The sequence below is a fragment of the Streptomyces cavernae genome (genome assembly GCF_004023625.1).
Taxonomy (GTDB): Bacteria; Actinomycetota; Actinomycetes; order Streptomycetales; family Streptomycetaceae; genus Streptomyces; species Streptomyces cavernae.
This window is the reverse complement of record NZ_ML137710.1, coordinates 182,776-198,045: the sequence shown is the minus strand read 5'-3', so window position 1 is coordinate 198,045 and position 15,270 is coordinate 182,776. Positions and strand designations below refer to the sequence as shown.

Below are 15,270 nucleotides of genomic sequence, written 5' to 3'. Positions count from 1 at the left end.
ATGACAGATGACAGATGGCAGATGGCAGACGGCAGACGGCAGATGGCAGATGGCAGATGGCAGATGGCATTAGCAAAATGCTCCATGACGGCCTCGGTTACCTCGGGCCGCCGAGGAACCGTAGAGGGCATAAGGAGACCGACGTGCAGGACCTACTCCTGGAGTCCGTGAGTGCGGAGAGCAACCGCGCCGTCCTCCGCGCCACGGGCGAGCTCGACGTCTACACCGCCCCGAAGCTGCGCGACAAGGTGATCGAACTTCTCGACGAGGGCGCCTTACACCTCATCGTGGACTTGCGTGGTGTGGAGTTCCTGGATTCCACTGGCCTGGGTGCTCTCGTAGGCAGCCTCAACCGGCTCCGCACCTGCAAGGGATCGCTCCACCTTGCGATCGACTCCGACCGGATCATCCGGATCTTCCGCATCACCGGACTCGTCAGTGTCTTCACGATCCACCCGACGGTTTCGGACGCCATCGCCGCGGACCAGCGCTGGCGGCAGGTCATCGAAGAGGGCGGCCACGACATCGTGAAATGGTGCCAGGACCATGGACTGCTGTGAGTCCGCCGTCCGACTGACCGGGGGCCGGCCGGCGGCTGTCGGCTGTGGGCTGTCGGCCTCCTCTTAGCTGAGCCGAGACCGAACCCCCAGGCAGTGTGCCCCCACGTGCGACTACGCGAGCGCGTCCGCTCCTCCTTCCAGCCACACTCGTAGGTGGGAGGGGCGCTCGGCATCCATGTGCACGGTGTTCACGGCTACGGCGGTGCGGCGGGCGGCGGCCTCCGGTTCGCCGGTGTTGGTGTTGACGTCGAAGCGGGGGAAGTTGCTGGAGGAGACGTCGAGCCGGATTCGGTGGCCGGCGGCGAAGCGGTTCGCCGTGTCAGGAGCGGTTACCTCGATCCGGTACACCTCGTTCGGAGTGAGCAACTCCGGCCTCTCGAAGGAACGGTGGAAGCGGCAGCGGACGATGCCGTCGGTGAGGTTCATGGCGAAGCCGTGCGGGTAGTCGGCGTTGGGCGGATGGACGTCGATCAGTTTGATGGTGAAGTCGGTGTCCGGGGCTGTGGTCGAGATGTAGAGCCTTGCCGACACCGGGCCGGCCAGCACCACGTCCCGCTCGAGTGGCGCGGTGCTCAGGCTGATCACGTCCGGGCGGGAGTCCAGTGGCAGGTACGGCTCGCGCGCCCCGTACACCCGGGCGTCCGGGGCATTCTGGTCGTATGCCCCGCCCGTCATCACCGGCTCGCCCGAGGTGACTTGGCCTCCCATGGTGGGGACCGGGTGGCGCGGGTCGAAGTCGTAGGTCACCGACGCGACGGCCGCGGTGGGCGGGGCCACGGTGAGCGCGTCGTCGGTGGTGCCAGGAACTCGCAGGTACAGGGCGACGGGGGCCGTCGACGCCGGCGGCCACTGGGTGTCGGTGCGCCATACGCCGCCGTGCCGCATCCGCCCTGCCGCATCCCGTCGGCCGTCGCCGCCGCCCATCAGGAAGTACTGGACGGCGGGGAGGTCTTCGCTCTCCGGACTCCCCGGACTCCGACTCCCCGGACTCCGACTCCCCGGATTCCCCGCATTCACGTCACTCCCCTCGATGCCCTCACTCCCCTCACTGCCCTCCCGGCCCAGCGCCCGGTCGAACCAGCGGCGGCGGAACTCCAGATAGGACGGGGCGAGGTTGCCGTCCAGTGTCGCCCGCGGACCGAAGTCCACGTCTCCGGCGTACCTCTCGCAGCGGTGCCCGTGCGTCCAGGGACCCATGACCAGGTAGGAGGATGCCGACTTCAGCTCCCGCAGGGCGGTGAAGTTCTCGATGGTGGAGCGGACGTAGGGGTCGTACCAGCTGCCCATGTGCAGGCTCGGCGCGTCCGGGAAGCGCTCGTAGAAGCCGCGCCCGTAGATGGCAGGGTTGCGGTAGTAGTCCCCGAACGTGTCCTGGCGCCACTGCTCCAGCAGGAAGTCCTCGTACGCCGACAGGTGCCGCAGCGGCGTGCAGCCGGGCCGCCACGGCATGGCACCGAACCAGCCCGCCAGGTCCACCCGCCGCAGTGCCTCGGACAGAACCGGATCCGCCGCGGCCTCCGGGCTCTGCACCGCGTGCCGCACTGCCCAGGTCACCTGCTTCAGCTCGAAGGCGCCGCCCATCCGCATCCCCGCGTCGTACGCGGAGGAGAAACCGCCCGAGTCCTGGAACATGGCGGCCAGCCCCGTCGCCCCTTCGGCGGCCGCGGCTGCCTGGACGTGGGCGGAGTAGGACACCCCCGTCATCACGACCCTGCCGTCGCACCACGGCTGGTTCCTGAGCCAGGCGATCGTGTCCGCCCCGTCCGGTCCCTCGCCGAGGTACTTCACGAACGTCCCCTCGGAGTCGCCGCGGCCCCGGCAGTCCTGCCGTACGACGTGGTAGCGGGCTTCGGTGAAGTGCCGGGCTATGTCCTCGGGCTGCGGAACCGGCGCGTCGCTGCGGTCCTGGTCCGAACCGCGCTGCGCGCGCCGGCCGTACGGGGTGCGCTCGAGGAGTACGGGAAGCGCGGTCGCCTCCGCCTCCGGCTCGGGTGAGGCGGAGTACAGGTCGGCGGCGAGACGGATGCCGTCCCGCATGGGGATGCGCAGGGTACGGCGCCACAGGGCGCCGCCCTGGAGGGGTTCGGGTCGGCAGGCGTGGGAGGTGTCGTACGGGGTCACTCCCGTGACGCTAAGCAACGGCCCAGGTCATGGCGATCACTTGACGTCATCAGGTCAACTGTTCCGCCGGACGGTGACGGGACCGGACACGGGACCTACTGTGCAGCGCAACCCAGGAACGCCCGGACCCGGCACGCCCCACGTCCCAACGCGACGGAGCGTTAGCGGCCCCGGGCCCATTTCTCACTGCTCGCGGCCTAGCCGCGCAACGCCCTCATCTCCCCGTCACCGTCACCATCCCCATCCCCTCGCCATCCCCATCCCCATCCCCGTCCCCTCGCCATCCCCATCCCCGTCCCCTCGCCATCCCCTCGCCATCCCCATCACCGTCCCCTCGCCATCCCCGTCGCCGCCCCCATCACCGTCACCCGTCCTCACAGGAGGCCGCCATGAGCACACCCGACAGCCGCGCCAAGGAGGTGCAGGCCACCAGGCCCGACGAGGGGGGCCGTGGCTCCCGGCTCCTCGACCTGGTCGAGCGCGCGGGGAACGCACTGCCGCATCCGTTCTGGCTGTTCTGGATCCTGTGCGGGGTCGTCGCCGTCGTCAGCTGGGCGCTGAACGCCTCCGGCCTGCAGGTCGAGGACCCGTCCTCGGGTGATCCGGTCGGTGTGCGCAGCGCATTGTCGGCGGACGCCGTACGGGACCTGATCACCGGCGCCGAGGAGTCCTTCGTCACCTTCGGCCCGCTCGGCACCGTGCTGATGGTGATGCTCGGTGTCGCGGTCGCCGAGCGTTCGGGACTCTTCGAAGCACTGGCCCGCCGCATGCTGTCCGGGCTGTCGCCCCGCACGGTCGTTCTCGGCGTGGCGCTGGGCGGCGTGCTGGGCAAGTTCCTGTCCGACTCCGCGTACGTGGTCCTCATCCCGCTCGGGGCGGTGGCCTTCCGCGCCGTGGGCCGCTCCCCCATGCTCGGCATGATCGTCGCGTTCGTCTCCATCAACGCCGCGGGCGACGCCAACCCGCTGATCGCCCCCGGTGACGCGCTGTTCGCCGCCGTGGCAACCGAGGCCGCGCAACTCGTCGACAAGGACGTGGTGGTCCGCGCGACGGACAACATGTACTTCACCACCGTCTCGGCGTTCGTGCTGGCCGGCACCATCGCCCTGGTCGTGGACAAGATCCTCGCCAGACGCGAGCACCATCTGACCCCCGACGCGGACCTGGAGGCCGCCGCGGCACGGCAGGTGGTCGCCGCCGGCGTCGACGAGGCCACCGAGCTGCGGGCCCTGAAGCTGACCGGGCTTGCCGTGCTCGGCTACGCCGCGCTGATCGTGCTCGCGTTGCTGCCCGCCTCGTCACCGCTCCGGGGCGAGGGGGGCGCGATCGTGGAGTCCACCTTCATGAACGCCATCGCCGTCTTCCTCACCGTCTTCTTCCTGCTCATCGGCGCCGTGTACGGGCGGTTCACCGGGCAGATCCGCGGGAGCCGCGCGATACCGGAGTTCATGGCGGAAGGCGTGCGCTCCATCGCACCGCTGCTGGTGCTGTTCTTCGCCGTGTCCCAGTTCCTCGCCCTGTTCAAGTGGACCAACATCGCCACGGTCGTCGCCGTGGAAGGCGCCGACTTCCTCCGGGACTTGGGCGCGCCCACGCTGGTGCTGTTCACCCTGCTGATCGTCGCGGTGGCGCTGATGAACCTTCTCATCACCTCCGGCTCGGCCCTGTGGACCCTGGTGGCCCCGGCACTGGTGCCGATGTTGCTGCTGCTCGGCACCAACCCGGCCACCACCATGGCGCTTTACCGCATCGCCGATTCCTGCACGAACTCCATCACCCCGATGAGCACCTCGTTCATGCTCTGTGTCGGCTATTTGCAGACCCTCCGCCGTGAGGCCGGCATCGGCACCCTGGTCTCCTTCACCCTGCCCATTGCCATGATCATGATGGTGGTCTGGGTGTTGCTGTTCTTCGCCTGGTACCTGCTGGGCATCCCGCTCGGGCCGGGAGCGCCGGTGCGGTGAACTCCCGCCGTACGCTGACGGCGTGAGCATCGTCCTCGACCTCGGAGGGCTCGGGCCCGCGGACGTCACCGCGGGACCCTCCGCGCTGTCGGAACTGATGGCGAGCCTGCACGTGCTCGCCGAACCCGAGCACCACCCGGAGGCTGCCGGCTGGGCGGCCCGCGCCGCCGCGGCGGGACCCGAGCTGCACGACGAGTTGTCCGTGTTCGCTCCGCTGTGGGCCCGCTACCGCTGCCGCCTGTTCTTTCCCCTTGTGCTGCCGCTCGCGGCGAGCCTGGACGATGAGCTGGCGGCCATCGCGGCGCTGCCTGCGGAGAACTTCCTGGAGCTGGTGGCACCCGGAGTTCTCGGCACCAACGCGCAACCGGTGCCGCCGGCCCGCGATTTGCGTGCCGGCACCGCCGCGGCGGAGGACTACGCACGCCGCTGCCTGCGCCGCTCCTACGCCCGCGGGGAGCTGGCGCGACAGTTGGTCGCGGCACCGCTGGAGCTGCGGGACCGGCTGCTGGCGGTGCTGCGGGCCGCCGACAGCGCGTTCTTCGCCGAGGACTGGCGCCTCCTGCGGCCGGCCCTGGAGGATCACGCGCGGGAGGTACGTCGCCGGCTGGCGAGCCTCCCCCTGGGCGCACCCCCGGCCGAAGTCCTCCAGCCTCCGGCCGGGGGCGCCCCCAGGGGGACTTCGGCCGTGGGGACCCCCGTCTCGCATCGCTCGCCCGCGGATGTGCTCACCGAGTTGCTGCCGACCGCGGCCCGGGTCGGGCCGGGGGAACGGGTACGCCTGGACAAGCTGCAGATCGACGAAGTGAGGGTGGCCCCGCGCCCCCTCGTCCTCGTCCCGTCCGCCCGGGTGTGGCCGCATCTGACGGTCAAGAACGAGCACCCCTCGTGCGTGGTGGTGCAGTATGCGGCGCACGGCACCACTCCGGCCGGAGAGCTGACCCTGCGGGATCTGCACCACCGGCTGATGGCTCTGAACTCGCCCGCCCGGATGGAGCTGTGCCGCCATCTGCTGGGCGAGCCCATCACCACGTCGGAGCTCGCCGCCCGGCTCGGCTCCAGCGAACCACAGGTCTCCCGCGCGCTGCGGACCCTGCGCGACGCGGGCCTGGTGCGCTCCACCCGAGACGGCAAGCTGGTGCGGCACCGGCTCGCCACGGACGTCGTCCAGCGGCTGGGCCACGATGTCCTCGCTACGGTGGCGCGGTGAGCCGACGAGGGAAGCTCGTGGTCGCAGAAGGCCCCCGGCCCCAAGAGGTTCCACACCGTGCAGGACACCGGCCACTTCGCCCTGTACAGCGCCGAGGCCGTGCTGCTGTTTCTGTTGCTGTTGCTGTTGCTGTTGCTGTTGATGGGGTTGTTGCTCATGTTGCTGTTACTGGGTGCTGCGTCATCGTGGCCGGCCGACGGGTCACCTGCCCCGGGTGAGGCAGGCGGAGACGCCGAGGCCGACGATCGTGGCGAGAGGTTCCGTCCGCCTCCGCCACGCCCACCCGCGAGAGAACAGCACATGCGCTATGAGATCCGCGTCGAGGGACACATGTCCGAAACGCTGACCAAGGCGTTCCCAGAGCTGGACCACGTGGTGATGTCCGGCCAGACGGTCCTCTTCGGCCCCGTCGTCGACGAGGCACATCTGTACGGGCTGCTGGCGCGGTTCCAGTCGCTGGGGCTTCGCGTCATGGAGATGCGGCAGTTGCCGGACCGCTGATCCGGCCGGAGCGGCAGGCGGCTCCCAGCGCCTCGAAGTCCCGCTCGTTCTGGTCGGCGTAGGACTGGGCGAACTCGGTGATCGCCCGGTCGAAGCGGTCGCTGCCGCCCAGATAGGCGGCGATGGCGATGGGATCGCCGGAGCGGGCGTGGGCACGGGCCAGGGACGCTCCGCACAGCCGGCCGAACAGGGCGAGCAGGCCCGGTCCCATGGCCTCCGGCCGCGCTATGCCCTTCCAGTCCCACAGCTGGCGCACGTAGAAGTCCCGGCCCTGCCCGTCGAGGCCCACGACGTGCGTCCAGCCCAGGAAGATGTCACTGGTCGTCTGGATCAGACGCTGTCCGGCCACCACCCGACGCCCCTGGTTGTCGTAGCGGGCACCGCCCGTGTGGGCGGACAGCACCGACTCCTGGGCCTCCTTGGCCTGCAGCAGCAGCGGATCGTCGTCGTCCCTGCCGAGCAGGAGAAGGATCCAGCAGCGCGTACCGACACTGCCGACGCCCACCACCTTCCGGGCCATGTCCACCAGACGGTAGTGCCGCAACAGGTACCGGCGTTCGGAGGGCAGGGTCCGCGCGTAGCCGTCCAGGAGGGTCCGGAGCTCCTTTTCACGCCCCTCCTCGGACGGGTCGGGCAGCAACTGGTCGATCGGAGTGATCAGCGGTGGGTCCGGGGCGATGCGTCGGCCCTCGGCTGTGGTCCTGGTGAGCTTGGCGAAGGCCCGGAGGTGGGTGCGGGTGCGGGCCCGCTCCGCCGCCCGGGCGGTACGGCGCGCCGACTCCTCGTCCATCGACGAGGCCATGAGCTCCCGCAGCCGGTCGGCGTCGTCCTGGGCGTACCAGATGTCCAGGGTGCGCATCCCGGCGAAGGCGCGCATCCGCTCCCGGTACGCCCGCACGCAGCCCCTCACCAGCATGTTCTGCTCCTTGAGCGAGAACCCGTTCCCCCGGCCCACCGTCACGAGGCCCGCCGCCAGCCGTTTGACGTCCCATTCGAACGGCCCGGGCAGGGTCTCGTCGAAGTCGTTGATGTCGAAGACCAGACGACGCTCCGGCGAGGCGAGCAGCCGGAAGTTCAGCGGATGGGCGTCCCCGCAGAGCTGCACCCGCAGCCCGGTCTTCGGGACGGGGCCCAGGTCCGCCGCCATGATCGCTGCCGCGCCGCGGTAGAAGCGGAACGGCGACTCGAGCATGCGGCCGTAGCGGACCGGCACCAGCTCCGGCAGCCGCGTCGCCGACTGACGCTCTATCACCTCGATCGGGTCGGGACGCCCCTGATCCGGCTCGAACCAGCCGTGACTCGAACGCGACGCGCGCGTGCGCGCCTGTTTGCCGTACGCCGCCCGCTCCGCTGGTGACAGCGCGGCGGTGAAGTCGCTCACTACTGTCATGCCCCGTCTCCCGGTTCCGTCCCGCCGCGAGGCCCCGGTCCGCCGCGAGGCGGACGGATGCCTCCGGTCCCACCCCACCGCCACGGCGGTGCCGCCGGATCACCCGTCATGGGTGACCCAGCGGCCACCGGCATGCTGGACGCTGGACCGGTCGGCTCCCTGTGCCTGCTGTGCCTGCTGTGCCTGCTGTGCCTGCGGAAGCCGCTTCTGGGGCGGTCGCCGTCACAGACCATCGCCGCGCTCTCGTTGATCGTCGGCGTCGTCCGGCCCGTGTCCGGCGTCCTCGCTTCTCCACGGCCATCGTCGCCAGGGACCTGCCGCACCGCGGCTTCGTCTGCGGCGTCGCGGTGCGGCAGTGCGGCAGTCGGCAGTCGGCAGTGCCAAGACCGTTCGGGGCCCGTCCGGGCCCCGGACGCCTGGCTCCGTCCGCCGGGCCCCGCTGTGCGGCTGACCGGATCACTTCCGCCAGTCCTCAGGAACGGTACGCGGTGACACGGTCGACGAGGCACGCCCGCCCCCACGCTCACCCGAGTCGGGTGAGGCCCCCCGGTTCTCCCCAGCGCACGCTGAGGAGGGCACGGAGTTGCCGCAGGGAGCACCCGCCCGGAGCGGAGGAACACATGAACGCGCAAACCTACCTGGCGTACGACTTTCCGCTGCTGAGCGCCTTCTGGACCATGCTCTGGTTCTTCCTGTGGATCATGTGGATCGTCCTGCTCTTCCGAATCATCGTCGACATCTTCCGCGACGACGACCTGAGCGGCTGGGCGAAAGCCGGCTGGCTGGTCTTCTGCATCGTCCTGCCCTTCCTCGGCGTGTTCGTCTACGTGATGGCCCGCGGCAAGAACATGGGCCGCCGGGAGATCGCGCAGGCGCGTGCGCAGCAGGAGGAGCTCAACGCCTACATCCGGCAGACCACGGCGGCCGGCCGGACCAGCAGCGCCGACGATCTCGCCAGGCTGTCCGAGATCCGTGCCCGCGGCGACATCACGGACGAGGAGTTCCGCAGGGCGAAGGAGCTGGTCCTGAGCGGCCACGGTCCGGCGGGGCACTCGAGCTCCACGCACCCCTCCGGTCACTGAACATCCGGACAACACGAAACGAGGCGCAGGATGACCGCCACACCCACCCGTCCGGCACCCACGGAGAAGCAGGAGTGGGCCACCGGCCTGACCGCCTTCGCCGCGGTGATGCTCTTCCTCGTCGGCGTGCTCGACATATTCCGGGGCATCACGGCCATCGCCAACGACGACATCTTCGTCACGACGCGCAATTACGTGTTCGAGTACGACCTGACCGGCTGGGGCTGGGTCCACCTCGTTCTGGGCGCGGTCGCCGTGATCGTCAGTATCGGGCTGCTCCGGACCGCGCTGTGGGCACGCATCGTCGGCGTGGCCATCGCCGGACTCGTCATCATCGCCAACTTCCTCTCCCTGCCGTACTACCCGGTGTGGTCGGTCGTGATGATCGCGCTTTCGGGCTTCATCATCTGGGCCCTGTGCGTGGTCCGGCGCGACAACCTCTCCGACCTGTTCGAGGAGCGCCCGCCGAGCAAGGTGTGAGGCAGCCCTGGCGTGCAGCCGGCGGCTGTGGCCGGGCGGGAAGCCGCGCGGGGAGCCACGCGGGAAGCCACGCGGGAAGCCACGCGGGGAGCCACGCGGGGAGCCACGCGGGGAGCTCAGGCGATCCGGAAAGGGCGGGCTGGGATCCGCCATCCGTGTCAGCATGCTCGGTCATGCTGGTGTACGAGACGAGCGACGAGACCCTGGCGGTCATCGCCGGGCGGCACGGGATCGCCGCCGAGCGGGTGCGGCCTCTTCCGTCGGGGGTGGCCAATCGCGTCTTCCTTCTCGGGGACAACCTGGTGCTGCGCGTTCCACGGACCCAGCAATTCCTCCCCGACCTGGTCAAGGAGGCCGCAGTCATCCCCGTCGCCCGGCACGCAGGCGTGAGCACACCGGAAGTCGTCGCCTTCGACGGCACCTGCTCGGTGGTGGACGTGCCCTACATGGTGCTCGCTCGGGCGTCGGGAGCAGATCTCGAACGCCTCGCACTGTCCACCGCCGAGAAGGACCGTGTCCTCCACCAGGTGGGGCGGGAACTGGCAAAGCTGCACCGGCTGTCTCCGCCCACCGCGCCTGACCTGCCTGCGGTCCCCGTGGAAGACGGCACCGCGGACCCCCGGGCACTCATCAGCCGTCTCGTAGTGGGCGGTTGGATGGACGCCGAGGCCGCCCGCTGGCTCACCTGCTGGTTCGACCGGCTCTCGGCGCGCTTCCCGGCGAACCCGCCCATGGTCCTGGTCCACGGTGACATCGCTCCGCCGAACCTGCTCGCCTCCCCGCGGACGGCCCAGCTCACCGGAGTCGTGGACTGGGGTGACGCCCAATGGGCCGACCCCGCCGTCGACTTCGCCAAGATGCCACTGACCGACATCCCGGCCATGCTCGACGGCTATCGGCAGGAAACCGGCGAGGAACCGTCACCACGTGCAGAAGCGTGGACCAGTACACCGGCCTGGGAAGCCCGTGTGCTCTGGTTCCATCTCAGCTGGGCCCTCGGGCGCCTCGCGGATCCCGTCCCGCACCCGGGCGAACGCCACTGGACAGCCCCTCCGGCCGGCCGGCTCCTGGGCCTGCTCCGCTTCTTCGCCTCAGGGCCACCAGCCCCCTGGGACGAACTCGCGTGATCCAGCCGCGTGTTTGTGATGCGCGCGCGCCGTTCAGCACTTCACTCTTGTGCCGCACCGGGCCGGCCCGCGGCCCTCTGAACGGGATGGAGCCTGCCCCGATCGTGGCGGGCCTGACCGAGCCCGAAAAGGCTTTGGGCGACGGGCACTTGACCACAGCTGGCAGAGCAGCCCCGGCCGGACGAGTGGTGTGATGATACTCGGGCACTGACCGGCCCGGGCAGGACCGGGGTTCGTGAGAAGGGGCGGAAGCACATCGTGGGCAACGGCGGGTCGTCCATACCGGATGAGGAGTGGGAGCGCTTCCTGCGGGAGGCCGAGGCCGGGAGCCGGGGCGCACCCGAGGAGCCGTCGGCGCGGGCCCGGATGGTGGCGCGGCGGCTTCGGGAGGAGCCCGCCCCGCCGGCGGGGTGGCGGACTCATCAACCGGCCCGGCGGAGACGGGGCAAGGGCTGGTACGCGGTCGGTCTGCTGGTCGCGGTCGGCTTACTGGTCGTGGCACTGGCTCCGGGCCGGGTGGTCGGTTGGTTTGGAGGCGGCGATGGTGGAAGCACGCCGCTCGCCACCGAGTCGGAACGCCCGGATGAGCCGCCGGCGACGGAGGCGGCTGCCCAACCGCCCACGGTGGACCAGCCGTTCAGGGGGTCCCCGGCGGCGCGGTGGGCCGACGGGACGGCAGGGATCGGTCTGCCCGCGGCACGGGCGACCGGCTGGATGAGCAAGAAGCAGGTCGCGCAGACGCTCGATCGGGCCCGGGACTTCCTCGCCGCGTCCAGTCTGGATGCCGCTGTGCTGCGCGGGGAGCGGCCGAGCAGGGCGATCGCGTTGATCAATCCGCATCAGAAGGATGTCCAGGACTTCTTGGCGACCGCGTTCCCCGCGCCCAGCCGGGAGAACGATCCACTGCTGCTGTTCAGCCGTTTCGAGACGGCGAGGGTGCGGATCGTCGGGGACGTGGTCAAGACCCGGGGGCGGGTCACCTACCGGGAGGGCGAGCGCGGTGCGGTCGAGGTGACCACCGATGTCACGTACGTCTATCCGGTCGTACGCGCCGCGGCGGGAAGCGACGAGGTCGCGCGCACCATCGTGCGCCGCGAGGTCGTAATGAGCTGGGACGACCCGGCGAAGGTGATCACCGAGCCGGGGACGTTCTCCCTGGTCTCCTACAAGATGCACGCCACCAACGGCGGCTGCGACACCGTCACCGGCTACTTCCGCCCCGAGTTCACCGGCGAACGCGCGACCACGGGACCCGGGGGCGGCCCCGAGGTCGACCCGTACGACCGGAGCAAGTCGATGGACGAGCGCGTACGGGAGGCCGACGACGCGGAATGCGGGACCGCCACACGCACCTGAGCGGGACCGCCACACGCAGATGAGCGGGACGGCAGCGCGGACGCTCCTTCCGGAGCTGCGTCACGGCCCGGCCACGTGTTTGACCTCCTGCTCGAACAGCGCTGTGCCGTCCTCGGCGTACGCCGTGACCGTGTAACCGGCGTACGCCGTAACGACCTCCCCGAAGGCGTAGTAAATCTCCACCGGCTCGTACGGCTGCACGACGCGCGGCCCGGCGGACGCGGCAGCGGCTCGGGCGGGTGCGGCTGCGTCGGGCGAGTCGCGTGCGCTCCCGGCGGGCGGCACCGTGCCGCCGACGGCGAGAGCCGTGCCGGCTCCGCCGGCCAGGGCCGGCGCCGCGACCGCCGCCATGACGAGCCTCTTCGTCCTCATGAGTCCTCCCGGTGATCCAAGTGATCGGTGGTTGGCTACACGTCTCAGACGTCGGAGCACCCCGGCAGCTATGTCACGGGCGGCGAATTCTTCCGTGACTTCAGGCGGAGAGCCGGCACCGCGACGCGGTACCGGCTCTCCGGGGTGCTCGGGTCCGGGTCTCATGCGGCAGCACGAGACCGGGTTCGCTCAGTGGTCGTGGTTGTTGTGGTGGTGGTTCTGGTGGCGGTGGTGGTGGCGTCCGCCACGGTCGTCGCCACGGTGGTCGTCGTTCCCCCAGGACTCGGTGTCGACGACGCGTCCGCGGTCGTTGCGCAGGGTGGCGGTGTCCGAGTGGTCGTCCCAGACGTACCGGCGGCGGTCCTGGTACACGTCACTGCGGGTGTCGCGGCCGATGCCGGTGTGGACGCGGACCGTGGCGCGTCCGCCGAGCCAGAAGCCGTCGAAGGTGTAGGTGCGGCCGTCCTCGCTCGCCAGGGTCCAGCCGTCCAGGTTCACCGCGTGGCGCGTGTTGTTGGTGAGCTCCACCCACTCCCTGTTCAGGGACCGGTTGCTGCGGTCGTCGTGGCCGGGCGGGTCGTACTGGACGGCGCTGATCTCGACGGCAGGCCGGTGTGGACGGCGGTGGTCGGCGGAGGCCGACGCGGCCGACGCACCCACCAGGGTGCCGGCCGCGAGGACGACGGCGGTGAGACGGCGGGCGGTGACAGACAGGGAAGCAGACATGAACGTCCTTCATTTCCGTGCTGGCAGACCCGGATCCGGTCCCCGAGGGGAGAGGCAGGTCTGCTGGTGCGGGTCCCGGCCCGGTGGCCGAGGGCCCCTACACTGGCGCCCGCGATGCCTGAAATGAGCGATACACGAAGCCTGTTACCAATTGCCGATATATCCGTGACGGTCGACTGCATGATCCATTCACATGCCGAAAACATCCCTCCTTGTCCCCTGTCGCGCCGACTGTCCCCTGAACACCGGGCCGACGCACCCTCCGGCCCGGCATCCGCGGCCCCGCCCCTGACCAGCCCGTCACTCGAAAGTGCGTAACACCACGACGGAACCGGGCCGCTCTCGTACCAAGCCGCTCTCGTATTAAGCCGCGCTCGTACAAGCGGCTCGTACTAATTCGGATGCGCTGAGGGGACAGGCGGGGTAGCGTCCCGGTCCGACGCCTTCCGATGCGCCGCGTCCCGGTTACTTCCTGTCGAAAAAACCACCGGGGCCCACTGTGATCTCGGAGGGCTCCTGCTGTCGCGTGTGCGCGCACCGAGCCGTGCGCGCACAGCTCGCGGGTTCCGACGAACGCCGCTTGGACGACCCGATTCCCACCACGTGTCGCTACGACCCGCTTTCCGACCGCCACCCGCCAGGGGGATCTCTGCATGACCCAGTTCAACCGTCAGCGGGCCAAGGCCGAAGCCAGGAGTGAGATCCAGGCCGAGGTACCGGGCTTGACCGCGGGCGGAGCGACATCCTCGCTCTCCACCCACGGACGGTGGCTCGTCCCGCCTTCGACGGCGGCCTCCCGGCGGACGGTTTTTCCCGCGCCGCGGGTCATCAACCACCAAGGGGGCGCCGGGTACGTCCGGGAACCCAGGGCGGAGCTCTTCCTGTTGGCCGTCGCCAACATGGTCGGGCACGGCAGTTTCTACGAGAGCGCCCAGTCCCGCGACGAGCGTTACGCCCGGCTGGTCCGCGAGTTCGCGGTCAGCGATCCTGAGTGGACCCTGGGGCTGTTGCGTTGGCTGCGCTCGGCAGCCCAGATGCGGACGGCGTCGCTGGTGGGCGCGGCGGAGTTCGTCCGGGCCCGGCAGGAGGCGCGGGCGGTCGGTTTCTCCCGGCAGGCGGTCGACGCCGTGCTGCAACGTGCGGACGAGCCAGGCGAGTTGCTGGCGTACTGGACCTCCCGGTACGGGCGGAGCCTGCCGCAGCCGCTCAAGCGCGGGGTCGCGGACGCCGTGCGCCGGCTCTACACCGGTCGTGCGCTGCTGAAGTACGACACCCGCTCGCGGGGTTTCCGCTTCGGTGACGTCCTGGAGCTGACCCATCCCTCCCCGGCTCCCGACCGGCCTTGGCAGGGGGAGCTGTTCCGGTACGCCCTGGACCGGCGCCGGCGGCCCGAGCGTGCCGTACCGCCGTCCGGCGAGCCGCTGCTGACCGCGCACCACGCGCTGATGTCCGTCCCCGTCGGTGAACGGTATGCCCTGGTCACCGGGCCGGGCGGGGCCGAGCGGCTGGCGGCGGCGGGGATGACCTGGGAGGCGCTGGCGGGCTGGTTGCAGGGCCCGTTGGACGCGGCGGTCTGGGAGGCCGTGATCCCGTCGATGGGAGCGATGGCACTCGTCCGCAACCTGCGCAACTTCGATCTCGCGGGTGTCGGTGACGGGGTGGCCGCCGAGGTGGCCCGCCGGATCTGCGATCCGGCCGAGGTGGCGCGTTCCCGGCAGTTCCCCTTCCGGTATCTGGCCGCTCACCGCAACGCGCCGTCGCATCGTTGGGAGCGGTCCCTGGAGGCGGCCCTCGGGCACTCCCTCGCCAACGTGCCCGCGCTGCCCGGCCGGACCCTGGTCCTGGTGGACCGGTCGGGATCGATGTTCGACCTGCCCAGCGCGGGGACCCAGCTCAACCGGGCCGACTCCGCCGCCATCTTCGGCACCGCGCTCGCTCTGCGGGCGGAGCGGGCCGACCTCATCGAGTTCGGCAGCGGCAGCCGACCGGTCGAGCCGGCGCCTGGCGAGTCCGTCCTGCGGGCGCTGGACCGGTTCCACGACCTCGGCGGCACCGACACCGCCGGAGCGGTCACCCGGCACTACGACGAGCACGACCGGGTGGTCGTCGTCACCGACGAACAGGCCCACCTCTCACCCTTCGGGGACCCCCTCGGCGCCGTTCCCGAGCAGATTCCCGTCTATACGTGGAACCTGGCGGGCTATGCCGTGGGGCATGGCGCCGACGGGCCGCACCGGCATACGTTCGGTGGTCTCAGCGACGCCGCGTTCCGGGTGATCCCGCTCGTGGAGTCCGGCGTCCAGGACGCCAAGTGGCCCTGGGAGGCCCCGGAGTCGACGGCCCGCACGGACTGACCCCGACCGGCGCCGCACCCCCGAAAGGGG

At 70.5% G+C, this 15,270-nt stretch carries 12 protein-coding genes and 1 pseudogene; 9 read left to right on the top strand and 4 right to left on the bottom strand.

Annotated features, from left to right (window positions below; genetic code table 11):
* Positions 1-158 precede the first annotated feature (158 nt).
* A pseudogene (locus EF387_RS04425) lies at positions 159-482 on the top strand (STAS domain-containing protein); the annotation flags it as partial.
* A gap of 189 nt (positions 483-671) precedes the next feature.
* On the opposite strand, the gene EF387_RS04420 reads toward EF387_RS04425, so the two are convergent.
* On the bottom strand, positions 672-2,681 hold the full coding sequence (locus tag EF387_RS04420; RefSeq protein ID WP_238431326.1) for a CocE/NonD family hydrolase: 2,010 nt from the start codon (positions 2,679-2,681) through the stop codon (positions 672-674).
* A gap of 389 nt (positions 2,682-3,070) precedes the next feature.
* Between EF387_RS04420 and EF387_RS04410 the strand changes: the two genes are divergently transcribed.
* From EF387_RS04410 to EF387_RS04400, 3 genes are all read left to right on the top strand, one after another.
* Positions 3,071-4,645, top strand: a complete 1,575-nt coding sequence (locus tag EF387_RS04410; RefSeq protein ID WP_128375139.1) for an AbgT family transporter — start codon at positions 3,071-3,073, stop codon at positions 4,643-4,645.
* Between the two features lie 22 nt (positions 4,646-4,667).
* Positions 4,668-5,852: an ArsR/SmtB family transcription factor gene (locus tag EF387_RS04405; RefSeq protein WP_128375138.1), complete on the top strand. Its 1,185-nt coding sequence runs from the start codon at positions 4,668-4,670 to the stop codon at positions 5,850-5,852.
* Between the two features lie 300 nt (positions 5,853-6,152).
* Positions 6,153-6,353 carry a hypothetical protein gene (locus EF387_RS04400; RefSeq protein ID WP_128375252.1) on the top strand — a complete coding sequence of 67 codons (201 nt, stop codon included), beginning with the start codon at positions 6,153-6,155 and terminating at the stop codon, positions 6,351-6,353.
* On the opposite strand, the gene EF387_RS04395 is transcribed toward EF387_RS04400, so the two are convergent.
* Complete coding sequence (locus EF387_RS04395; protein ID WP_128375137.1) at positions 6,322-7,743, bottom strand: DUF2252 domain-containing protein; 1,422 nt, start codon at positions 7,741-7,743, stop codon at positions 6,322-6,324. The two genes, EF387_RS04400 and EF387_RS04395, sit on opposite strands and share 32 nt — an antisense overlap.
* Positions 7,744-8,363: 620 nt before the next feature.
* Between EF387_RS04395 and EF387_RS04390 the strand changes: the two genes are divergently transcribed.
* From EF387_RS04390 to EF387_RS04370, 4 genes are all read left to right on the top strand, one after another.
* Positions 8,364-8,825: an SHOCT domain-containing protein gene (locus EF387_RS04390; RefSeq protein WP_128375136.1), complete on the top strand. Its 462-nt coding sequence runs from the start codon at positions 8,364-8,366 to the stop codon at positions 8,823-8,825.
* A gap of 30 nt (positions 8,826-8,855) precedes the next feature.
* Positions 8,856-9,305 carry a DUF7144 family membrane protein gene (locus tag EF387_RS04385; RefSeq protein ID WP_128375135.1) on the top strand — a complete coding sequence of 150 codons (450 nt, stop codon included), beginning with the start codon at positions 8,856-8,858 and terminating at the stop codon, positions 9,303-9,305.
* Positions 9,306-9,478: 173 nt separating this feature from the next.
* Complete coding sequence (locus EF387_RS04375) at positions 9,479-10,432, top strand: phosphotransferase family protein (RefSeq protein ID WP_128375133.1); 954 nt, start codon at positions 9,479-9,481, stop codon at positions 10,430-10,432.
* A gap of 258 nt (positions 10,433-10,690) precedes the next feature.
* Entirely contained in the window at positions 10,691-11,788 is a 1,098-nt protein-coding gene (locus tag EF387_RS04370; protein WP_128375132.1) for a hypothetical protein, read from the top strand.
* A 60-nt stretch (positions 11,789-11,848) separates the two neighbouring features.
* On the opposite strand, the gene EF387_RS04365 is transcribed toward EF387_RS04370, so the two are convergent.
* Positions 11,849-12,160 carry a hypothetical protein gene (locus tag EF387_RS04365; RefSeq protein ID WP_128375131.1) on the bottom strand — a complete coding sequence of 104 codons (312 nt, stop codon included), beginning with the start codon at positions 12,158-12,160 and terminating at the stop codon, positions 11,849-11,851.
* A 189-nt stretch (positions 12,161-12,349) separates the two neighbouring features.
* Complete coding sequence (locus tag EF387_RS04360; protein ID WP_128375130.1) at positions 12,350-12,886, bottom strand: lamin tail domain-containing protein; 537 nt, start codon at positions 12,884-12,886, stop codon at positions 12,350-12,352.
* A gap of 653 nt (positions 12,887-13,539) precedes the next feature.
* Between EF387_RS04360 and EF387_RS04355 the strand changes: the two genes are divergently transcribed.
* Positions 13,540-15,240 (top strand): TROVE domain-containing protein, encoded by a 1,701-nt coding sequence (locus EF387_RS04355; RefSeq protein ID WP_128375129.1) that lies wholly within the window; start codon positions 13,540-13,542, stop codon positions 15,238-15,240.
* The last annotated feature ends 30 nt before the right edge of the window (positions 15,241-15,270 follow it).